This window comes from Vibrio sp. 1-2 (7-a), from assembly GCF_013048515.1.
Lineage (GTDB): Bacteria > Pseudomonadota > Gammaproteobacteria > Enterobacterales > Vibrionaceae > Vibrio > Vibrio diabolicus.
Genome location: NZ_VHSQ01000005.1, coordinates 122,425 through 145,217 on the forward strand (window position 1 = coordinate 122,425; position 22,793 = coordinate 145,217).

At 45.4% G+C, this 22,793-nt stretch carries 17 protein-coding genes; 4 read left to right on the forward strand and 13 right to left on the reverse strand.

Going from position 1 to position 22,793, the window contains the following annotated elements:
• Nucleotides 1-4: 4 nt before the first annotated feature.
• The 3 genes from FKN08_RS15205 to murQ form a co-directional block, all read right to left on the reverse strand.
• Complete coding sequence (locus tag FKN08_RS15205) at nt 5-1,060, reverse strand: porin (protein WP_029835078.1); 1,056 nt, start codon at nt 1,058-1,060, stop codon at nt 5-7.
• A gap of 148 nt (nt 1,061-1,208) precedes the next feature.
• A complete protein-coding gene (gene murP, locus FKN08_RS15210; protein WP_005500182.1) occupies nt 1,209-2,663 on the reverse strand; it encodes a PTS N-acetylmuramic acid transporter subunit IIBC in 1,455 nt (484 codons plus the stop codon).
• A 28-nt stretch (nt 2,664-2,691) separates the two neighbouring features.
• A complete protein-coding gene (gene murQ / locus FKN08_RS15215) occupies nt 2,692-3,594 on the reverse strand; it encodes an N-acetylmuramic acid 6-phosphate etherase (protein WP_170892447.1) in 903 nt (300 codons plus the stop codon).
• A 242-nt stretch (nt 3,595-3,836) separates the two neighbouring features.
• On the opposite strand from murQ, the gene FKN08_RS15220 reads away from it, so the two are divergent.
• A complete protein-coding gene (locus tag FKN08_RS15220; RefSeq protein ID WP_033907250.1) occupies nt 3,837-4,688 on the forward strand; it encodes an SIS domain-containing protein in 852 nt (283 codons plus the stop codon).
• Nucleotides 4,689-4,707: 19 nt separating this feature from the next.
• Here the strand turns inward: FKN08_RS15220 and mpaA are convergent, their stop codons facing one another.
• A complete protein-coding gene (mpaA, locus tag FKN08_RS15225) occupies nt 4,708-5,418 on the reverse strand; it encodes a murein tripeptide amidase MpaA (protein WP_170892448.1) in 711 nt (236 codons plus the stop codon).
• A gap of 141 nt (nt 5,419-5,559) precedes the next feature.
• Between mpaA and FKN08_RS15230 the strand changes: the two genes are divergently transcribed.
• A complete protein-coding gene (locus FKN08_RS15230; RefSeq protein ID WP_170892449.1) occupies nt 5,560-7,185 on the forward strand; it encodes an ABC transporter substrate-binding protein in 1,626 nt (541 codons plus the stop codon).
• Between the two features lie 63 nt (nt 7,186-7,248).
• On the opposite strand, the gene FKN08_RS15235 is transcribed toward FKN08_RS15230, so the two are convergent.
• The 8 genes from FKN08_RS15235 to FKN08_RS15270 all read right to left on the reverse strand — a co-directional run bounded on the left by FKN08_RS15235 (nt 7,249) and on the right by FKN08_RS15270 (nt 19,294).
• Nucleotides 7,249-7,818, reverse strand: a complete 570-nt coding sequence (locus FKN08_RS15235) for a flavodoxin family protein (protein ID WP_124008172.1) — start codon at nt 7,816-7,818, stop codon at nt 7,249-7,251.
• Between the two features lie 869 nt (nt 7,819-8,687).
• Nucleotides 8,688-9,281 (reverse strand): mechanosensitive ion channel family protein, encoded by a 594-nt coding sequence (locus FKN08_RS15240; RefSeq protein WP_012842403.1) that lies wholly within the window; start codon nt 9,279-9,281, stop codon nt 8,688-8,690.
• A gap of 508 nt (nt 9,282-9,789) precedes the next feature.
• Entirely contained in the window at nt 9,790-11,904 is a 2,115-nt protein-coding gene (locus FKN08_RS15245) for a type I secretion system permease/ATPase (RefSeq protein WP_006740888.1), read from the reverse strand.
• Between the two features lie 15 nt (nt 11,905-11,919).
• The gene (locus FKN08_RS15250) at nt 11,920-13,833 is read right to left on the reverse strand and encodes an EAL domain-containing protein (protein WP_031780239.1); all 1,914 of its coding nucleotides are present in this window, start codon (nt 13,831-13,833) and stop codon (nt 11,920-11,922) included.
• A 5-nt stretch (nt 13,834-13,838) separates the two neighbouring features.
• Nucleotides 13,839-14,522: a transglutaminase-like cysteine peptidase gene (locus tag FKN08_RS15255; protein WP_005392134.1), complete on the reverse strand. Its 684-nt coding sequence runs from the start codon at nt 14,520-14,522 to the stop codon at nt 13,839-13,841.
• Between the two features lie 114 nt (nt 14,523-14,636).
• Entirely contained in the window at nt 14,637-16,028 is a 1,392-nt protein-coding gene (locus FKN08_RS15260) for an HlyD family type I secretion periplasmic adaptor subunit (protein WP_124008170.1), read from the reverse strand.
• A gap of 172 nt (nt 16,029-16,200) precedes the next feature.
• A complete protein-coding gene (locus FKN08_RS15265) occupies nt 16,201-17,427 on the reverse strand; it encodes a response regulator (protein WP_124008169.1) in 1,227 nt (408 codons plus the stop codon).
• Nucleotides 17,420-19,294: an ATP-binding protein gene (locus FKN08_RS15270; protein ID WP_152813828.1), complete on the reverse strand. Its 1,875-nt coding sequence runs from the start codon at nt 19,292-19,294 to the stop codon at nt 17,420-17,422. Before FKN08_RS15270 ends, FKN08_RS15265 begins: the two co-directional genes overlap by 8 nt.
• Nucleotides 19,295-19,409: 115 nt before the next feature.
• Between FKN08_RS15270 and pdxH the strand changes: the two genes are divergently transcribed.
• Entirely contained in the window at nt 19,410-20,045 is a 636-nt protein-coding gene (pdxH, locus tag FKN08_RS15275) for a pyridoxamine 5'-phosphate oxidase (RefSeq protein ID WP_124008168.1), read from the forward strand.
• 72 nt (nt 20,046-20,117) lie between these two features.
• On the opposite strand, the gene FKN08_RS15280 is transcribed toward pdxH, so the two are convergent.
• Entirely contained in the window at nt 20,118-20,837 is a 720-nt protein-coding gene (locus tag FKN08_RS15280; protein ID WP_170892450.1) for a helix-turn-helix transcriptional regulator, read from the reverse strand.
• A gap of 974 nt (nt 20,838-21,811) precedes the next feature.
• On the opposite strand from FKN08_RS15280, the gene FKN08_RS15285 reads away from it, so the two are divergent.
• The gene (locus tag FKN08_RS15285; protein WP_006740882.1) at nt 21,812-22,624 is read left to right on the forward strand and encodes an AraC family transcriptional regulator; all 813 of its coding nucleotides are present in this window, start codon (nt 21,812-21,814) and stop codon (nt 22,622-22,624) included.
• Nucleotides 22,625-22,793 lie beyond the last annotated feature (169 nt).

Sequence of the window (22,793 nt, forward strand, 5' to 3'; positions counted from 1 at the left end):
GTGCTTACAGCTCGTAACGCAGACCTAAGTGGTAGTAGCTTTCGTCTGCGTGCGCACCGCCAAACGAGACTTCTTGTCCATTGCTGTAGCCACGCGAACCGTTACGATCAACGTAGTTTGTGTAGATAGAAGAACGAGGAGTCAGTTTGTATTGCACTTCTAGCGTTGTATCTTTCAGCTCTAGCTCGTCACCATCACTGTTTTCTAAAGAACGATAACCAGCACGCAATGCCCATTTGTCATTTACACTGTAAACCGCCGTCAATTCCATCACTTTGTCGGTACTGGTTTGCGAGTAATAGCCCTCTAGTTCATCTTCCGAGTACAACGCACCCAACATCAAATCACCTAGGTAGTAACGCGTACCTGCGCCCCAGAATGTGTAATCGGTGTCGTTGCTTTCACGTGCATCACCTTTATTTTTCTGCATCGCTACCACTGGTGCCAAGGTACCCAAATTCCCCATGTCTAGCGTATAACGCAGTGCAGCGTTGTAACCGTAGTCGAGCTCAGAAGTGTTGTTTCCTAAAATGTACGCGACAGAAAAATCGAAATTACCTAAGCTGTTTTGGTATTGCAGCGTGCCATCTTGACGGAAAACTTGCGTCGCGGTTTTGTCGACTTTATTCGCTTGGCGCGCCATAGAAACATCGGAAGAGGCGAACACATCACCAATGTCGGTAAACATAATCAACCCAGATGCCACGCGACCACCAGTAATGCGACCATAATCTTTCGCATCAACACCCGCCCATACATAACGTGCAGTCAGAGACGGTTTGTCGTTTACTTGGTTTGCGTATTCAGCGGCACCCACTTGGTATTGCGCTTGGCCGATGATCGACGCGTACTCGTTGATGGTTTGTGAACCGTTTAAACCAATACGGCCATCAAACTCGCCATTTGCATCGCCGTGCTCGTCATTTTTACTGGTGACATTGAAACCAAGACGAGAGTAAATATTTAAAACTGACCCATCTTCCGCTTGATACAGCTGCGCTGCCATTGCGTTTGATGCCATCAACGTAGGGAGAAGTAGAGTCAAAATGTGCTTTTTCATGATTAACGACCTTTCATTTCTATTATTTTAGGTACGACAAAGCCCCTTCCGAGTAACGGAATAAGAAAAATTGTCGTGAAGTAGAGAGAGGGGGCGCCCTTGTTTGCCAAGGGCGCGAGCTAGTCCATTCCTATAGGGGAAGAATGATTTAGCTTAAATCGACGTCTTTGCAGCCAAAGAAGTAAGTCGCGAGGAAGCCGACGATGTAAGAGATAAGCAGGCCAGCAACAAACACCATCATGCCCGGGAAGATGCCATTTTCTGATGTCATGAGAGGAATCGCCACGATACCGGACGGGCCAAACACCGTATTAAGACCAACTGGTAAGCCAAGGTAAGAAACTAAACCGATAAAGAAGCCGCCCGCAGCGCCGCCAATACAAGCGGTAACGAATGGTTTTACGCGTGGTAATGTCACGCCGTAAATCAATGGTTCGCCAATGCCTAGAAGGCCAGGAATAATAGCGCCTTTAACTTGAGTGCGCAGTAGAGCGTCTTTTTTGGCTTTGAAATACAGCGCCATTGACGCGCCAACCTGACCGCCACCAGCCATCGCCAGGATAGGGAATAGCGAGTTAAAGCCCTGTGCTTCCATCAATGCAAAGTACACTGGAACAAAACCCTGGTGGATGCCAAATACCACAGAAATTAAGAACAAACCTGCCAAGATTGCAGCGCCTAATGGGTTATCGTTCAAGTTGAGGAACAACCAAGACATCCCTTTAAACAGCTCGCCGCCGATTGGCATGATGATCAAGAAGGTTACCGCACCCATGATCAACAGAGTGATAACGGACGTTAAGATCATGTCCAGATCATCTGGCATGTATTGACGAACCTTACGCTCGACTTGCGCACCGATGATCGCCGCCAAAAGTACGCCGATAATGTTGCCGCGCGGATCAATCGCAAAGCCGAAAAACTCGTTCATGCCAGAGTAAATGCCGGATGTCGCCTCAGGGTTGTAACCCAGTACAAACAAAGAGGCGAGAATGGCACCATTAACACCAGAGCCGCCAAACGCTTGCTGCGCGTTGTAACCAATCAGAATACTTAAGAAAGCAAACAGACCCTTACCAAAGACTTTCATGTAGGCGATCAAATCCAACATAAACTGGCTTGGTGTCTGGTCGAGAACAAACATCTGTTCCAATAACGTCGCAAAACCTAGCAACAAACCAGCTGCAATAAAGCCAGGGATCAACGGCGTAAAGATGGTGGCAAACTTGCTTAAAAAACGCTGAACCGCACTGGTTTGTTTGCTCTTCATCTGTTTTTTCTGCTCGGCCGCGACGGCAGAAAGATCTTGTTGCGGCATATCTGGTTCTTCACTGTCACCAGAAGTTAAGCTGTCGATCAATTGATTCATCATCTCAGCCGCTTGTTGAGCTTTTCCGGGACCGAGAATGATCTGAAATTGCTCATCGCTTTCCACCACACCCATTACGCCGGGAATTTGCTTGATAACAGACTGATCAGCCAAACCATTGTTGGCGAGCGATAAACGCAAACGCGTCATACAGTTACCACATTTGCTTACGTTGCTGCTGCCACCCACTGCGGACAGCAACTGCGATACTGTGTTTGAAGTTATTTTTGCCATAGGGTCTATCCTTCAGAACTCGGATTATTTAGTTATTATTTAGTGCTGCGCGAATAAAACCGTTGTGCGCGGCGAGGCGTGATTTGGCTTGTTCGGCATCCAAATCGGCCAAAATCATTAAGATGGCAGTTTTGCAGTGGCGATCGCAGGCATTTAATGCTCGCTCTGCTTCTTCTTTTGATGCGCCAGTTGCTTCTACAACAATGTTGGTTTGGCGTTGGATGAGCTTGGCGTTGGTGGCCTCTACATCCACCATTAAGTTACCAAATACCTTACCGCTACGAATCATTGCGCCTGTCGTGAGCATGTTTAACACCAGTTTTTGTGCAGTGCCGGCTTTCATGCGAGAAGAGCCAGTAACGACCTCTGCGCCAACAATCGGCAGAATCGCGATGTCGGCCGCTTTTGCCATGGCACATTCTGGATTACAGGCGATAGATGCGGTCGTAGCTCCGATGGATTTAGCGTACTCCAAACCACCTATCACATAAGGTGTGCGGCCACTTGCTGCAATGCCTACAACCACGTCATGCTTGGTGAGGTGAAGCGCCTTTAAGTCGTCTTGACCCATTTTCGCGTTGTCTTCTGCGTTTTCTACCGCTTTCAAAATCGCCTGATGTCCACCAGCAATTAAGCCAATCACCATATCTGGATGCGTGCCGTAGGTAGGAGGACACTCGCTCGCATCAAGAATGCCTAAGCGACCTGACGTACCGGCTCCCATGTAAATTAAACGGCCACCATTTGCAAAAGCTTGGGTAATTGCGTCAACTGTCTCTGCAATTTGTGGTAGCACCGCTTTTACCGCGAGCGGGACTTTTTGATCCTCTTCATTAATGACTTGCAGCATCTCGATGGTCGAAAGCGTATCGATCTCGGCACTGGCTGGGTTACGGCTTTCTGTCACCAATCGGCTTAAATCAATTTTCATGTTTTGCACTCTTCGTAATGTTTAATCTGAGGGCGATTTTATGGAATAAAATATTCAGGTTTGGTGATAAAAATCACACTTGAGGTTATTCTTTATGCAGGAGAAATTTGGAATAATGAGAGAAAATATACGTCTATTACATCCGGGATTAACTGGCTTGGTTAGAATAATCAGGGGGTTAAATCAAACTCCTATTATTTTTGTTTTGGAATAATTTATTTAAAATTTTTGAGGTTTTTGTTGTGTCAGTTATCAATAAGATAGTCGCGAGGCGTACTCAGCTTTCGCAAAGTGGTCGTTTGGTCGGCGATTGGATTGTTGAAAACGCAGAAAAGGCGGCGCTGCTCACCAGCCAAGAACTTGCGGCGCAAGTAAAAGTGAGTCAATCGAGCATTGTGAAATTTACTCAGCGTATCGGCTTTAAAGGTTACAGCGAGTTTAAATTAGCTCTGAATGAAGAGATTGGCCGTAAGCATGCGATGCAGTCGACACCGCTGCACAGTGATATTTTGGCTGACGACCCCATTGCGGTTATTTCACAGAAACTGGTGAAAGCGAAAACCGATGCTATGTTTCAAACCACCAATACGCTGTCTTACGAAGCGTGTCACCAAGCGGTGAAATGGTTGAGTGAAGCGCGTCGAGTGCAAGTGGTCGGGATTGGGGGCTCTGCACTGACCGCGAAGGATTTAAGCTTTAAACTGCTTAAACTTGGTATTACGGCGCTTTCTGAACAAGACAGCCACGTGCAGATTGCTGTTGCCCGCACGCTCTCTCCAGAAGATGTTCAGATCGCAATCTCGTTTTCGGGTGAGCGCAAAGAAATTCTCGTCGCGGCAGAAGCGGCAAAAGAGCAGGGCGCGAAGGTGATTGCGTTATCTGCTCCTGGGAGAAGCCGCTTGCGCGGTATTGCCGATATTACGTTTGATACGATTGCCAATGAAACGGAACATCGCAGCTCATCCATTGCTTCACGCACCGCGCAAAACGTGATCACCGATTTGCTGTTTATCATCTTGGTTCAGCAAAGAGACGACAGTGCCCGTCAGTTGATCAGCGATATCAGTACCGACATCAAACAGATCCTCACATGATCGCTTAACCAACAGCGAACTAAAGATCCGGATCGTGCATCAGTAAAGCAATAAAGGCGGGGAGATGCTTTTCAATGGTGAGATCGGCAGAAATTGCCGGTAACTCCAACGTGATGCAAGGTAAATCACGTTCACTACACCAAGTGCCGAATGAGCCGGGTGTTTCGTAGTCGACATCGTCAACGATTGGCAGTTGAAACTGCTCGCCGAGCCATTTGGCAAGGTTGGAATGTTTGGGATCATCTACAAACGCAAGCGGTTCATGAAACGACACCACAAACTTTGGCTTGCGCAGTTCAATCAAGTTAATTAATGCGCTAACTTCTGGCTCTAGCTGGTTTTTAGTGCCAGTTTTCACTTTTACGTCTCGAACGGGTGTGTGAGAGCTCCATCGATACACGGTGCCATGCTCTGTCCAATTTGGGGTTGGAAACGCGCGATTGAGATCCACTTGGTTTGCATTTGCACGTGTGCCTAGCTGGTTGCCGTCAGGATTCATTGACAGAATCACATCATGTCGTAAGTTTTTAGCTGGCAAGCTTCTTAGCGCACAGGACAAACCTGCAATCGAGGCTGTCTCATCCCCGTGAGTGCCTGCCAAAATCAAACCTCGCGAAGCACTTTCGACTTGAGCCGGAAAATACAGTAATGGCGCACCAAGCACGGATTGACCGTATATTGTTGGCCGAATTAAAAATGCCGCTCTTTCCGTTCTTGGAATTAGACTCACCGTAATCTCCTGATTGATGAAGTAGTATCAATATCTAAGCTAATTACACCTAGCTAAACTGAACCGTTTAAACTCGTCAACGGTTGAAATGTTAATTGTGGCACTTGCTTCACAAGACGCGTTAGGAGAACGAAAAACGATATGGATTTTAAAAAACATTCAACGGCGTTGCTGATTTCCTCTTTATTCACCCCTTTTCTTGCTACATCAGTTGCTGCGGAGACCTTACCTAAAGGCATTCAACTTGCCGCAGAACAGCATTTAGTACGTGCGAATGACGCAGAGGCGGCGACGCTTGACCCAGCGAAAGCCGAAGGTCTGCCAGAAATGCATGTGATTCGTGACTTATTTGAAGGTCTTGTGATTCAAGATAGTGACGGAAACATCATTCCCGGTGTGGCAGAATCATGGGAAACCAAGGACAACCAAACTTTTACTTTTCACTTACGCAAAGACGCAAAATGGTCGAATGGCGAGCCTGTGACGGCGGATGATTTTGTCTATTCACTGCGCCGAGCGGTGGATCCGAAAACCGCGTCTCCAAATGTTTGGTATCTCAAGCTCACCAAGATCAAAAACATCGCCGATGTGGCAGAGGGCAAAAAGCCTCTGGACGATCTCGGTATCGCGGCGGTGGATAAATACACCCTACGTTTTGAGTTGGACAGTCAAGTTCCGTACTTTGTTGCTATGACTGGGCACACGTCCATGATGCCAGTGCATCAAGCCACAGTGGAAAACCGCGACAAGCCGTGGAGCGATCCAGACCAATTTGTTGGCAATGGTGCATTCACATTGGATAAGTGGGTCGTGAATGAGCGCATTGAACTGGTTAAGAATCCAAGTTACTGGGACAGCGCAGATACGCATTTAAACAGAGTGACTTACATTCCGTTTGAAAACCAAAACGCGTCGATCAATCGTTATGCGGCAGGAGAGCTGGATATCACGTCAGATGTGCCGACTCATATGGCGCAGAAGCTTAAACAAGATTACAAGCAGGCTTACACGGTGGTGCCATTACTGTGCACGTATTACTACGCGTTCAATACCACTCGTCCGCCATTTGATGATGCGCGAGTGCGTCAAGCGGTGTCGTACTCCATCATGCGTGATGTGATTACGAATGGTGTCACGCAAGTGGGCAACCTTCCTGCTTATACCTTTGCGCATCAGTACACCGCCGGGTTTGATGCGACGCCGCCTGAATACAGTAAGTGGAGTCAGCAACAACGTGACGAGAAAGCGCGTCAGTTGTTAAAAGAAGCGGGTTACAGCCAAGACAAGCCGCTCGATTTTAAATTGCTGTACAACACCAGTGAGGCAAACAAATCGATCGCGGTTGCGATAGCGTCGATGCTACAAAAAAATCTCGGTGCAAACGTGGAGTTAGAAAACCAAGAGTGGAAGTCGTACTTAGTGGCGCGTAAACAAGGCAATTTCGATGTGATGCGCGCTTCCTGGTGTGGTGATTACAATGAAGCGTCTACTTTCCTGAGCTTACTTCGCTCAGGTTCTTCGGGTAACTTTGCACGTTACAGCAGTGAAGCGTATGACAACGTGATGAACAGTGCATTGGCTGCAACCAATGAGAAAGCGCGCCAAGGATTTTACGACCAAGCTGAACAGTTGCTGGCGACAGATATGCCTATCGCACCGATTTACTACTACATGCAAGCGCGTTTGGTTCGTCCTACGGTTGGCGGTTTTGCCAAGAACAACGTAGAAGGTCGTATCTACTCGAAAGACCTCTACATCAAGAAGTAGCGCTCAAAACAAGCGATAAATATGAAGCCCCGAAGATGTATCTTACGGGGCTTCTTTTTATTGTTAGCGAGTGGAGAGCTTGTTCACGAGCATAGCGACTCGTTTGCCAAGATACTCTGCTGTTGCAACATCAGAAGCATGCAACTGACCACCTTCACCACCTTGTGCAACAATACCACCTTGTACACCATAACGATTCAGGTTTTGCTCCCCAGAATTGCTGATCTTATCCAACCCGACCCACATCATGCCGTGTTGGTTAGCGAGCGTTTGTAGATATTGTAATGTGCAAGATTGGTCGCCATTCATTGCTCCACCACTGGTAAAGCCAGCCGCGATTTTGCCCGCCCATTTTTGGTAATACCAAGATTCACTGCTTGCATCTGCAAATGCTTTAAACTGCGCTGCTACACCGCCCATATAGGTCGGTGAGCCAAAGATAATCGCATCACACTCAGCAAGCTCATCCATTAAGTGAGGGTTCACAAAACGTCCCTCAATAATCTCACTGCCTTCAATTCGGTGAGAGAGGATTTCACATTCGCCTTGTTGCTCAACGCCTGCGGCAATCGCTTGAGCAAGCTGACCAGTAACGTCGGTTTTAGAGAAATAAATAATCGCAATTTTGGACACAATGGTTCCTTTTTTCATTGTTGATTTTTAATCGTGCGACTAAGGCTAAAACCTCAAGCCAAGTTGAGGTCAAGAAGAGATTTGAGATAGATAAAGTACGAATTGGTATCTAAAGAGCTTTCTTATAGGGTAAATCGACGGCATAACTACAGTGAATGCAACGACGATGAATGTCGTGTATAAAAGCGTTAAAGGAAGATCTTAAAGATGTAGAAAACTCTCTTGGAAACAATGATAAAGGTACCGATACTAGTGATGATTAATAGGCGGAAAAATAGATTAAAATATGTAAACTCAGACCTGATCCAAGGAGGGAAAAGTACATTTCATCGTTTCTTAAGGCGAGGGATTATTATCATTATGGTAGGAGGCCTTTCTACAGCCTCTTCCACGGTATTTGCACACTTTATAGGGGGGGGTTGATGTGGATATGAATGTTCATCCAGAGAGCTTAGAAGAAAAAGTGCATGCACTACTTTTTGTTTCGGTCAGTCTTGTTTTTTACCTCTTTTCTGCCCTTATCTCGCTAAATATTAGTGGGTGGCTCATAATGAAGCTAAAAATATAAGCTTAACTAAAACCATGTCCTTGTATTTTAAGGAAGATGGAACTAGTGACGATTGTTTCTTTGCTTGCACCATCTCTATTTTTTGTATTTATTTAAGGTTCGTAAAGAAGAAGCTTACTTTGGTTAAAGTGGCGCTTTTGGTTTCGGCGATGTGTCATGTGTTTATCATGAAAGAATACAGCGGTGACCTTTCAGTTTATACGTTTTGTCTCTTCACTGTTGTTCTCCATTAACTTTGGGTTATTTGTGACTACCAAGTGATATTAAAAAGCCGATGTAGATACATCGGCTTTTTAGTGGGTTATTTCTTTCTGCGAGTATAAATCCGAGATTTTGCTTTACTTGGCTCTGGCTTGTTTTTTGCCAGCTTTAGCACTGCTTTTTGCAAAATCTGGTTGTTTGGGTAAGTGATCAAGTTTCCGTTGTCGTGCTTAATTAACACGTGAAACATGCTGATTTCCTGAATCTCGCCGCTGATGTCTTCGTCTTTGTCTACGACTTTAATGCGATCGCCCACTCGGTATGGGAAGACAAAAAAGATCAAAAAGCTGGCAGTGATGTTGCTTAGAATTGACCATTGCGCGATAAACGCTACACCCAATACGGCGAAAATGGACGATAGGAACAATGACACATCACCATAGCCAATACCGGTGATAATGGCAAAAACAGACGCGGTTAAAAATAAAAGCACGACGTTAAAACAACGCTGAATAAAACTCAGGCGGGCCTTTTTTACACCTTTTGAGGTCGCTAAGTTTAAAATGGCTCGATTGACGATTCTCTTCAGAATGCGATAAGCAATCAGGACAATAATGCCCATTAAGACTTTGTACCCGAGAGAGCCAGCGGTGAAATACTGGCTCACTTGATCTAGATGGATCCAATCATTCATTTCTTCAACTCGACGATATTAAGAAAACCGCTGTTATAGCTGATTTTCTGATGTAAGTAATCACAAATTTTTCTCTCCATTTTCGTCTCTCTACCTAGGAATTTCGCCCTAGAGCCTACGGAGAGTTGTAGAGTTTTATCAATAGTGTGCAGAGCTTTACTTCTGTTTGCGCTCACCGCATATATTCAACCAAAGTTGATGCGGTTTTAAAGTGTTTAATGTTTGAGCTGTATCTCATATCCGGTATTGTATGAGGCTAGGATCGTATAAACGTGCTGAATATGATTTTTGTCCTGATAACCTAAGACGTGTTGAGTGAAATGGCTTGCTAGGATATCTATCAAATGGAAGAAGATGAAAAGGCGATTATGATTTTATTCGTGATTGTTGGCCTTGTACTCGTTTGGATAGTGCTTGAAGAGCTTAACTATCTTGGATTCTCAATAAAATAAGCCCCGTTAAACATGAGTCAAACGGGGACTTTCTCTTTTCTAAATGCTAATTTCGGTTAGCTAACCGCACGTACTTTGCCTTGCTTCAGGTCATTCAGCACTTGCGCTTTAGGACCATCAGCAATGATGCTGCCTTTCTCCATCACAATTACTCGATCAACGATGTCGAGCATCGACGTTTTATGCGTAATCAGTATCAATGTTTCGCTCGGTTTGAGCTGAGATAGCTGGTGTTTAATATGCATTTCAGAGCGGTTATCCATCGCGCTGGTCGGTTCATCCATAAGTAGGACGGGAGGACGGCCCAAAAATGCACGAGCAATCGTGACCGCTTGACGTTGACCACCAGAAAGCATCGCACCTCCTTCACCAACTTGACGTTCTAAACCAGCTGGATCCGATTGTGTAAATGCGGTCACGCCTGCACGGTTTGCTGCATCAAGCACGTCTCGGTCATCCGTTAGTGGGCGACCCAAGGTAATATTGTCGCGAATCGAACCGAAGAATAGATTCGAATCTTGAGGCACACAGCCGATGTTACGTCGAACATCAACGTGGTGAAGCTGTGCGATATCAGTATCATCTATACGTACGTGTCCCTCTGTTGGCTTATACAAGCCCATAATCAAGCGCTCTAACGTTGTCTTACCCGAACCAATCCGACCGATTATCGCGACTTTTTCACCAGGATTTATCGTGAGAGAAATGTTACGTATAGACGCGACAGGAGAGTCTGGGTAATGAAACGTTACGCGATCAATTTCAATCTTACCTTGGATGATTGGGCGATGGATGTAGCGTTTCCCTTCTTCTTGCTCGTCCGGCATTTCCATGACTTGATTGATAATCGTCATAGAAGACTTCGCTTGGTTGTAGCGCGTTGAGAGCAAAGACAATTGAACCAACGGTCCTATGGCGCGACCACTCAACATGGTTGCGGCGATTAAGCCACCCATAGTGAGCTCGCCCTCTGCAATCAGATAAACACCGAGAATGATCATCCCAACGTTACTACTTTGCTGCACGAAGCCTGCCGCATTCTGGATGCTGTCGGTAATGCGGCGGCTTTTGATGTTCCAGTTCGCCATGTGCGCCACCGCTTCTTCCCAACGGTATTGGAATTGGCTTTGCGCGCTGAGCATTTTTACGGTTTCTAGCCCCGCTAGACTCTCAATTAAGTTGGCGTATTTTTGCGATGCTAAGCGTGACCCTTCCTCTATAGAGCGACGCAGCGGTCCTTGAATCAGTAGTGAATGAACAATCAAAATGACCACGCCGACCATTGGAACATACACAAGATCGCCAGCCATTAGCCATATAATCACCAAGAACAGAATGGCAAAAGGCAGGTCAATTAGGGCACTGACGGTTGCAGACGTGAAGAATTCTCGAATAGATTCAAACTCTTGAAGATGGCGAGCGAATGCGCCGACTGAAGGCGGCTTGGACTCCATTCGGATGCCCATCACTTTGCTGAACAGCTTGGAGGAAATCAGAATGTCAGACTTCTTTCCTGCGACATCAATAAAGTAGTTTCTCAACGATTTGAGTATGAAATCGAATAGAAAGACAACAAAGATGCCGCTTGCCAATACCCATAAGGTTTCAAACGCGAGATTCGGCACCACTTTGTCGTACACCAAACGAGTGAACAGCGGGGCGGCAACGGCAAAGAGGTTGATGAGAAGTGAGGCGATTAAAACATCGCGGTAGATACGTTTTGACTGCCACAAGGTTGACCAAAACCAGTGACCTTCGTTGGTTTTGAGCACCTCGGGAGAGCGCTCATCGAAACGGAATTGCTTTTTAACTAAAAAGTAGCGACCAGTGTACTGCTCAAGTAGGTCTTCTAATGGAATGGAGATTGGCACCATTCCACTTTCTAAGGTGGTGACTTCGGCTTCGCGTGTCTCCGCATTAATGCTGTTGAGAACGCATGAGTCACCGCCTTTAAGAACTAAGATTGCCGGCAGAATCAGGCTGGAGATGTTCTCCAGCTCTGCACGGTTTTCCTTGGCAACCAATCCGGCCCTTTCCGCTGCTCTTGGTAGCAAAAATGGAGTTAGCTTGCCGTCTGAAAGCGGAAGGCCATTGACCAGCGCTTCTGGCGAGTTAGCTAACCCATAGTAACGGCTAACGTAGATGAGCGAATTCAGTAAAGGGTCTTTCATCTGTGGTAAACCTTTTTATTCCTTGTCGACGATGAATCCTTGGAATACCTCAACAAAATGCTCGGTGAGGAAGTCCAACTGGATTTGAGTTTCAATACGCGACGCGATAGTCGTAATGCCTAGGTTATGGGCAGTACGAGAAATCGACGTTAGCGTGAATTTCTGTTTTTCGTCGTGTAAGTTGTGTGTGAATAGGTAATCGAGCTTCACATAGTTAGGGCGGAACTCTTGGATGTACTCCAATGACTGGAAGTTACGTCCATAGTTATCTACGCCAAACTCAGCCCCAGATTGGCGAATGGCATTACATAACAGCGCCGTGTGGTGAGGCTGATCAATAAAACACTCCTCTGGAATTTCAAAGTGTAGCTTAGAGGCCACTTTTGCGTGTTTTTCCAGCATGCTGGTGGTCCAGCGAATGAACGATGGCTGAGACAAGCTGCTTTGTGCAATATTGATCGCGACAGGATCGGTTAGCTCGCCACTTTCCAGCATCTTAATCATCGACTCAATAACGTATTGGTCGAAAATATTGGTGGCGTCTAACTGCTCTAGTGCGAATAAATATTGGTTGGCACGGAACGTTTCGCCCTCTTTTTCGATGCTTGAGAACACTTCGTTATGGAACACTTTACCCCAAGTGTTCTTCGCTGCTTGGAAGCGGAATTTAACCCAATCGCTATGAATCGCTTCTTCAACCAGCGCTTTCCACTGCTGTTTACCCATTAAGTTAGAAGGTGTGTCACTGCCGATAAAGCCGTAAGCTTTGTCTGGTTGAGCTTTGGCTTTCGAGAGCGCATTATCCACCATAGATAAGATTTCAGAGCGCGTTTTTTGGTCTTTACTATGCGCAACACCTAAGGCTGCTTTTGGTTTGGCTAGACCTGTTGGATCAGTGTTCAACCCGTTAACGCAGTTCACGATGCTGTCCGCCAAAATGCGTAGTTCGCTTTCATCCATGTGTGGGAAAAGCAGGCCAAACTCATCACTAGATAGGCGTGCAATGGTAGCTCCCGGCACATCAATGGTGTTTTTCAGACGTTGAGACAGCTCTTTTACGTGGGCATCGGCGCGTTGGTAGTCTTTTGTCTCGTAAATGTCACCAATGTATTCTGCATGGAGTAGCGCGATACCCCCTTGCGTTTGCTCTGCCAACCATTGGTCGATTTGGTTGATGTAGAACGAGCGATTACCCAGTTTGGAGATAGGGTCGAGGTAAGCTTGAGCACGCAGTCGTTGCGCCTCTTTCGCTTGTTCTTTGAATGACAGCTCAATTTGAGCAGACATCATGTTAATGCCATCTACGACCGCGATCAGATCTTTAGTTCTTGGACGAGCAAGTGGTTCACCAAATTGGTTATTAGCGATTTCATGCATTTTCTTCACGATGGCCGCTAATGGTTTTAGTGAGCGACGGAGGATGTACGAAATCGCAATTAAACCAGCCAGGAAAATGACACTGAATGCAGATAACAAACCAATAAAGCCTTGCCAGAGCTGCTCGTAAGCTGCTCCTGGGTGGCTAATGATTTCCACTTCAGCAAGTTGCATCCAACCACTGGTCACTACGCGCTTATCGTGAATGGCTTTGAATAGATTCATGTCGATAAACCATTGTGGCACCGTACTAGGTTTAACCGGGTAAGTGCGCACGATTTGGTAGTCAGAATCTAAAGCGGTCAGGCGAACAACCGAGTAGGTGCTGCCGTCAAACAGAGCATTAATCACGGATTCTACCGCGACTTTATCTTTGTCTTTAAGGTAAGGAGCCAATGCCAAACCTACGGTGTTAATGGTGTTGTTGACCTCTGAACGTTGCTGTTGTTCCAAGCTGTCTCGAGTCGTGTTGAATTGGATTACGAATACTGATGCCAACAAGAGTATAAAGACCGTAACCATTCCCACTACAAGCTTCTTATATAGGGTCATGTTTCTCACTCGTCATAGTTAATTTTAGGTTTATTTAACTGCAACTTACGTTCGCGCGAGCGTAAGTCATTCCAAAGGCTCAACCGTGATGCTTTCCCTGCCAGCTCTCCAGTGCTAGCAGAAGACTTCATCAACCACAGGTTTGTACCATTAAAACTGTATATCGGTAGCAAGTCGCTACGTTTAGAGGCTCGGACAATATCAGGGTTGATATTGTCGAGAATGAGCGGCTCAGAGCTTGGGGTTGGGTAGTAAGCTAATACCATGTGAAACTGATTCAGTTCGATGGCTTTTACGTAGATCAAACGCATCTTAGAATCTGGTATTCCTAGCTCGAGTAACGAGAAGTACTTGGCGATGGTGAAATCCTCACAATCCCCTGCATTACTCCCTAAAAATTCGAGTGGCGTAGCCCAATAATCTGTCTTTCCCCACAGTTTTATGTCGTCAACAAAATACAGCTGGTTAAAAAAGTCGTTGACGCCAGCGAGCTGTTCATGTGTCTCTAATTGTTTAAATAAGTCGAGGTTTTTTCGCCATGTATTTACGCGCAATCCCGCACGTTCGCCGTACACCGCTGTGACCGTATTGACCCATTGTTGTTCTTTACTGCTTAACGCACCAATTTGGAACGAAAAACAACTTAAACTGATTAATAATGTAACTTTACGCTTCAAATTGGATCGCATATTCGACTCATATCACAAGTATACTCTTCTAAAGGGTTCGTCAGTGAGAAACAAGTGCTTTTTATTTAATCACTTATCGCTCAATACTCGCCGTTGTGAGTACCTTGGTGTGATTTACTCCTTCAAGGCGTTCGTTTTGGCACTTAAAATCGGTTTAAGTAGATATTCCAAAACGGTTCGCTTCCCTGTGATGATATCGACCGATGCCGTCATTCCTGGAATGATTGGTAAATCTGCATCTTGACCAAAATTCGTTTTATCGGTGCGGACACGAACGATGTAAAAGCTATTTCCTTCTTCATCTTGGGTTGTATCTGCGCTGATGTGCTCCAATTCACCCTCTAAGCCGCCGTACTTAGTGAAGTCGTAAGCCGTAAACTTCACGATGGCGTGTAGGTCTGGGCGCAAAAATGCAATGTCTTTTGGCGCAATTTTCGCTTCTACTAATAACGTATCTTCAGTTGGTACAATTTCGACGATATCCATGCCTGGCTGGATAACCCCCCCAACGGTGTTGATGTTCAGCGTTTTGATTTTGCCTGTTACTGGCGAGTTCACAACGGTTCGATTAACTCTATCTTCTAAACCCACTGCTGATTCAACCAAGGCAGATAACTGGTCTTGGGCGCTGTTGAGTTTCTCTTGCTGTTCAGAGCGGAATTTGAGCGCAACATCGATGCGATTAAGCATGGATTCTCGAATCGCTGATTTTAATACCGGGATTTTGAGCTCACTGGACGTCATTTCGCGGCGGGTGTCGTTGACTTGGCGTTGTAATTTGAGTAATTCAATACGAGGTACAACACCTTCATCAGCCAACGGTTTGGTGATGTCTAATTCTTTCTTTGCATATTGATAGCTTTGACGTAAGTTCCTTACTCGCGCTTCAATCTCTACTAAGTCCTGCTGCTTTTGCTGAACTTGTTGGTCAATCACCGAAAGTTGGTTGCGTAAATTGTCTAAATCTTCGCGGTACTCTGCTTTCTGGCGCTGAGTGAGTTTCGGCTGAGTTTCTTCTAAAGTTGGTGGAAAGGTCAGTTTGCCATAATCGAGTACTACGCTTTGGCGCCAGTTTTCCGTTTCAAAATCACGCTTCACAGCAACACTGTTGATTGAAGCTGAGAGTTGCAGAACAGACGCAGTTAGGTTGGCAACTTGTTGTTCACGCTCACGAAAATCAGAGCGAAAGCGAGTGTCATCGATCAGAAGTAACTGCTGACCTTTTTCAACCAACTGACCTTCTTTGACTAAAATTTCTTTGACTAAGCCACCTTCTAAGTTTTGGACAACTTGAATCTGTGAAGAGGGAATGACTTTTCCCTGACCAACAGTGACCTGGTCGATTTCAGCCCAAGATGCCCAGCCTATTGCAGCAATAAAAAACAACACCATCACCCAGAGCATCAAACGTGCGCTGTTGGGGGTGTTGAGGAGCAATGCTGCAGTTTTGTCGTCAACAAAATCCAACTCTTCATTGTTGAGTTTGTTGTAGTTATCTCGGCTCATCACAGTCCCTGCTTATATAAATGCTGATTATCTTTTTGATCTTATTATTATTAACCGATCATGTCAGTATGCTCGGCGAATAAAAATATGAGACGAAGACCATTCTCTCTCCGAATGAGCGTTTTCAATGCTTCTCTAGCAAAAGAAAAGTGAAGATATCGTCAGAGTATGGCTATTGCGCCTTGAACTTGGTTTTATCCAACTGATGTTTTTTTAGTTTGTCGTACAAGGTTTTGCGTGATACCTGTAATTCTAGTTGAACCTCTTTGAGTCTGCCTCGGTGTCTTTGTAGTGCATCGAATAATAAGCAATATTCAAAGTATTCTGTGCGCTGAGTCATACTCTGAATTTCGATACTTTTTTCACTGTTCCAATCTTCCATTCGGAAGGTATCTGGCTTGAGTGCGCGAAGTTCTGCAAATTGGCGCAGCTGCTTAATATTTTCTGGCCATTCTAAATCGGTCAGATGTTTGACTTCTTCTAAGCTAATGTGTGGCGGTTGAAGCTGATAACGGCTCGCTGCGTGGCGTACAAAATGCTTGTATAAAGGTCCAATGTCTTCTTTTCTTTCATCGAGTGTCGGCAAGTGAATTAGAGTAGCCAGGGCTTTGATAGACGGATCAACTTGGGTTGTTGCACCAAAAACACGCTCAAGTTTCGGGTGCTTAAACAAGCATTGCCATTGTTCATGTGACACATGTTCAGCACTATGTAAGTACAAGCTGCAATGGCTTTTTCCTTCAATCAAGCGATGTATGGCTTTATCGAGGGCTTCTAATGAAAGCTCATAGAGATCCTCACCAGAAGCGGCGATTAACTCGCTGTCTGGCGTTGCATGTATGTCGTGGGCAAATTGTGCGGCGAGCCGGCGACCTGTGCCATCTTGACCAACAAAAATGATCGGCTGGTTCGTTGGTGCGCTGATCAAAGCGCGACGAATGCTCACCATGGCTTTACTGTGACCAATCATTTTCGGACCAACATGAGTTTGCATGTCGAGCTCTTTCTTAAGCCAGATGTTTTCCTGCAATAGATTCAACTTATCGCCAGCATTATTGAGCGACTTCATAAGTTGTTCCGTTGAAAAAGGCTTTTCGAGAAAGTCGTACGCGCCGCTTTTCATCGCATCTACCGCGGTTTTGACATCACCGTGTCCTGTGAGCACGATAAATTGGAAGTGATCGTTTTTACTTCGCAAGGTTCGCATGAACTCCAATCCATCCATCACGGGCATATGGATATCGGTGATGATGATCGCTGGCGTATTTGGGTCGATAACGCGTAAGGCTTCCACGGCGTTTGGTAAGCAGGTGACGTCTATCCCTTCAATAAGCAGTGCTTGAGCGACGGCATCACGAATATGTGGTTCATCATCAACAAAGAAAACGGGATTATTCATGGTTGTTTTCCACTTCTGGGTTGCGTTGGTTTTGGATAGCGATTGGCAGCGTCACGATAAAGGTCATGCCTCCTGCTTGTTGTTCCGTGTTCTGATGTTTATAAGCACTGAGTGAACCGTGATAGCTTTCTAAAATGCGTTTGGAGATGGTCAAACCTAATCCTAAGCCCTCTGGCTTAGTCGTAAAAAATGGGTCAAAGACTTTTGCTAAGGCTTCGTCCGACATGCCGGGCCCGTTGTCAGAAACAAGAATGTCACAGCTGTCATCATGACACTGAACGGCAATAGATATTTGCGGATCAATGCAGTAGTTTTCCATCGCTTGTGCAGCATTATGGAAGAGATTGATCAGAACTTGCTCTAACTCAACGCTGTGAATTGCTAGCTTCACATTATAATCGATGGCTGGGACTTTTAATGTCACCCCTTGTTTAATGAGTTTGTTGCTCAAAATGCTGGTGGCCGTATGTACTGCGTCGTGCAGTACCGCGATTTCATTGTGTGAATCGTGCGTGGCTTTCCGAGTAAAGACTTTTAAGCGAGCGATCACTTCCGAAATGGTGTCATTGAGTGTCAGCATTTTGCCCAAATTGTCGGCGACCATTGGGTATTTTTCCATTGCCAACAAACGCTGCGAGTTTTCGGTATAGGTTCTTAGTGCGGAAAGTGGCTGATTTATCTCATGATTAATACTGGCAGACAGCTCGCCCAACAGTGCCAATTTCGCGGCTTGAGTCAACTCTTGTTGTGTTTGTTTAAGCTCTTGTTGGCTTTGCTCATATTGGCGGATGGTCTGTTGTAGCTTTTGGTTGGCCTCACTCAACACTAAGGTTCGTTGCACCACTTTTTCTTCTAGGCTCACATTAAGGTCGGCTAGGCGTGCCTTGTTCACGAGTGTTTGGAACCACGCCAACGCAATCAGCGCAATGAGCGCATATAGAATCAGGAAGACGATATCAGCCTGTAAAACGGCGGCAAGGACGGTATTGTGGTTTATCAAGGCAACGACGCGAAATCCTTTATCCAATAAATGTGTCGCGTATGCGAGGTAATTGGGTGAGAGGAGCAATTGATTATCAGCAAACTCGGTGACGCCACTTTGCGCGGTAAGCTCACCAAAATACTCTGGTAAGGTATCGCCATACTGACGCGTTTCGGTAAGCTCGTTTATCGCACTCGGTGACAGCGGGAAAAGTGCACGATAGCGCCAGTTAGGCAAATTGCTCATAAACACGACATTGTGTTTATCCGTGATGAGTACGTCCGTCGTGGTTTGCGAAAGACGCTGTTCTAACTGCTCCAAATTCACTTTTACCGTGATCACACCAACGACCTCATCATTTACCCACAGCGGAGATGAGAAGAAGTACCCACGTTTATTTGAGCGAACGCCTAACCCGACATATTGAGCAGGTTCACCGCGTCGCGCATTTTTAAAATAGGGACGATAGCTAAAGCTGGAACCAACAAACGTATCTTCTTGCTGAAAGTTACTTGAGGCAATGACTAACCCTGTGCGGTCATGAACGTAAATCGTATCGGCCAAACTTTGTTTCAACCAATCTGCTAACAATAGGTTGAGCTCGTGAGAGGGCGCTCCGCGTTCTACTGCTTTGAGTAATCTCGGATCGTGACTTAATAGGTTTGGTATCTGTTCAAACTTTGCCAGCTCGTAGTCGACTTCTTGCGACACTTGCGCTGCTTGTCTCTCTAGCTTTTGTTGCCACTGATCATGTTGGTATTGAGTTGCGTAATGATGAGTAAGCGCAAGCCCTGAAATGCCAACGGCACACAGTAGGAGTAAAAAATGACGTAGGGCTTTGGGGTTAAGTAAGTTCACGATCAGCTCACTGGTTTTTTGTGTCATGGTATCAAATGACACACTGTGATGCTGTGAGCGGCAACGATAACAAGCACAATGATGTCCTTGTATTTCCTCAGTATCGGGAGCACAATCGACAAAAACGAGTGAAGGAGTAAAGATGGAACTTGCTGATATTCGTCGTGAGTACACCAAAGGTGGGCTGCGTCGTAAAGATTTGAAAGCTGATCCTATTGATCAATTTAATCTGTGGCTAGAGCAAGCAGTTGAAGCGGGTTTAACGGATCCGACTGCGATGACAGTTGCAACGGTTGATGAAAATGGCATGCCGTTTCAACGCATTGTTCTATTGAAAAACGTCGACAAAAATGGCTTTGTATTTTACACCAACCTAGGCAGTCGCAAGGCCCAGCAGCTTGAGCATAACAGCAATATTAGTTTGCACTTCCCTTGGCATCCGTTAGAGCGCCAGGTTCATATTACTGGTGTGGCGGAGAAGCTCACCGCCGTAGAAAATATGAAATACTTTACTTCTCGTCCAAAAGAGAGCCAATTAGCCGCAATCGCGAGCAAGCAAAGTAGACGTATTTCTGCTCGAGGTGTATTAGAAGGTAAGTTTTTAGAGCTAAAACAGAAATTTGCGAAGGGTGAAATACCGGTTCCAACCTTCTGGGGTGGCTTTCGCGTAAAACCACAGAGCATCGAGTTTTGGCAGGGTGGTGAACACCGTCTTCATGACCGCTTTCTTTTCTCCCAACATGATGGAAGTTGGGACATTGACCGTCTAGCACCATAAACTCTCGTGCCTCATGAATAAACAAACACCGCCCACTTGGGCGGTGTTTTTGTAGGTAGAAAGTGGCGCGAATTATCGTTCTCCATTCAACACTACCGATAATTGATGCTTAAGCAGCGTTTTGGGTACAACAGAGCCGTAGCCAGCTTCCATTGCTTTATCTATTAGTTCGTTCTTGCTGTTCGCTGCAAACTTATTACGTAAGCGTGCGACGTGACCTTCAACGGTTTTTGTTGATATGCCCATGACCTGAGAGATGAATTGTGGCTTCTTGCCGTAGAGCAAGAGGAAAAGCGTTTCTTGCTCACGACATGTGAGCTTCTCAGGTTTTGGTTGTAAATCAGAGAAACGAAAGATGGATTGCTGATTAGGGTTGGTGCTGATTGCACGACAAACCCAATACCCAACTTCAATCACGGCGGTGTCGGTGAGTTCTCTTCCGTAGAAAATGGTCCCTACGATGTTACCATTGTCATTTCGCCACGGTGTTTTAGTAAAGATATGCGCTCGCCAGCGGCCATCTGGATAAGGATGGATATCAAGAATTTTGAGTGACTCACCAGTTTCGATGACGTGTTTATCTTGGCGTTGAAATTCTTGTGCACATTCAGTGGTTGGGCTTGCCATCTCAAAATCAGTTTTACCGACGCACTCCTCGGGCGACGTGTGTCCCAACAGTTCTGCGTATTCCTGATTTACGTAGCGGAATACCGAATCTTTATCTTTGCATCCCCAACAACCTGGTAGCTGTTTAAGGAGGGATTGTTCTATGGTATCGACTGAAATATTCACAAAAGGACTCACTACATACTGCTTTTACCAATACAGAGACGTTTGTGTTGCGTTGTTAATATTGACATTGCCAAGTAGGCAGTCACGTTGCTAGAACACGTTCGTTGATTGGCGCTCAATCCAATTAAGTTCATGGTGTTCGATATTTTCGTCACACAGCGACAAACAACAACGAAATTGAACGAAGAATTTAATTGGGAAAATGGTCTGTTTCATTACAGATATGTGCGCTCACGGATGTCCGCCTGATGTTCGGCTTACAACTCGTATCGTCCTTGATCATGCTTCCTACAACTCAGTTGTAATTTAGTTGGCGTTCATATCACTCATCGAGAGGGAGAACGGCGCCTAAGTCATATGAGAGGGACAGTGAGACGAAATCTATAATATCAGCTTATGCCATTGTTTTCATTGTTGAGAAGCGAAAAAAAAGCCAGCCTGAAGACGGGCTGGCAACACAAGATATAATCTTGTCGACGTGTAGAAGAGGTTCTAAATTACCTAGCGAGGGTCTGCTAAGTAAGTTAGAGGTATCAATGAGATACCGAGAGCTTTAGATCGTATGCATCTTAAAGCTCGAGGACTAATGTATTGAATCAGAAGCATATTAGTAAGGGGGGAAATCCCTCTATGTTGATTTCAAGAGGTGGCTTTGATCTGTTTATGAGGCGATTTATCTATTTTGAACCGCAGTGTTCTACCAAATAACGGATTGTTCGGTAACAAGGATCTTTATATCTATTGGTTATGTATACGTAAGGTGCTTCTATCTATCCGTTTTTGTTAATAAAGTTGGTTGCTCATTGACCGTAAGTTAACCTCGCATGATCATCGTTCCGGAACTATGATCATGTAAACCAACTTGATCATGCTGTTTTGATCTTGTGCGATTGAGTTGGGGAAAAGTTGCAACCCAACAAGGAAGGTATATGATGCCAAGACGTAAGCTGACCGTGTAAAGACGACTGTTTAAAATGAGTGATTCAGATAACCCCAAAGCCCCGCCATATCAAGAGATTATGCTGCCTAAGCCAGCAGAACTGATCACACTTCCGTCTTATATGGACTGCCATGATCATTCTTACACACAGATCGTGATTGGTTTAAAAGGACAAGCCGAATTTGAAGTGCGTGGACGAGGTAATCTTGTCGGTCCTGGCCAAGGTTGTGTGGTAACCGCATGCTCTGATCATGCTTTCGGTGGCGTCATTAATCAATCGGATATTTTGGTGCTGAATATGCCAAAACCGACAAATGATGATCCTGAAATGCTGCAGAAAATCAATAATCTAGAAAGAGACCATGTCTACTTTCAGTTAGACGGTCAAATTCAGAAGCTGATACAGATGTTGGTTCAGGAAATGCGAAACCATCCGGACGACCTGCTGTTAAGTCGCGCGTGCAACGACACCGTGATTGCATTAATGCAGCGCCATATCTCGGCATTTGAGACTAGCCGAAAAGAGTCACGCTTTGATTTGGAGGCGATTGATCGCTACATCGAGCAGCACCTTAGCCATAAAATCAGTGTGGCTCAGTTAGCGGGACGAGTGTTTCTAGGGGAAAGTCAGTTCCATTGCTTGTTTAAGGAGCAGATGGGGATTACACCTCATCAATATGTTCTCGGAAAGCGTATCGACATGGCTCGTGAATTAATCGAGCAAGGCCACCTTTCTTTAGGGCAAATTGCCGAATTCACTGGTTTCTCAAGCCAGAGTACGTTTACTCATACTTTTACTCGCTTACAGGGAATATCGCCATCCCGCTATAAAAAACAAGTTGGATAACAACGCGTATTTTTAGGTCAAATTAGCAGCAATCAGAACAAAGCCATGCAATATGCATGGTTTTTTTGTGTTTTATTCACGTGACCTATCTCTCGTTTTGTTAAATTCTCTGTCCTTTGGTGTGACTGATATGCCACTTGATCCTACATTTTCTCTTAGAACGAGCGCT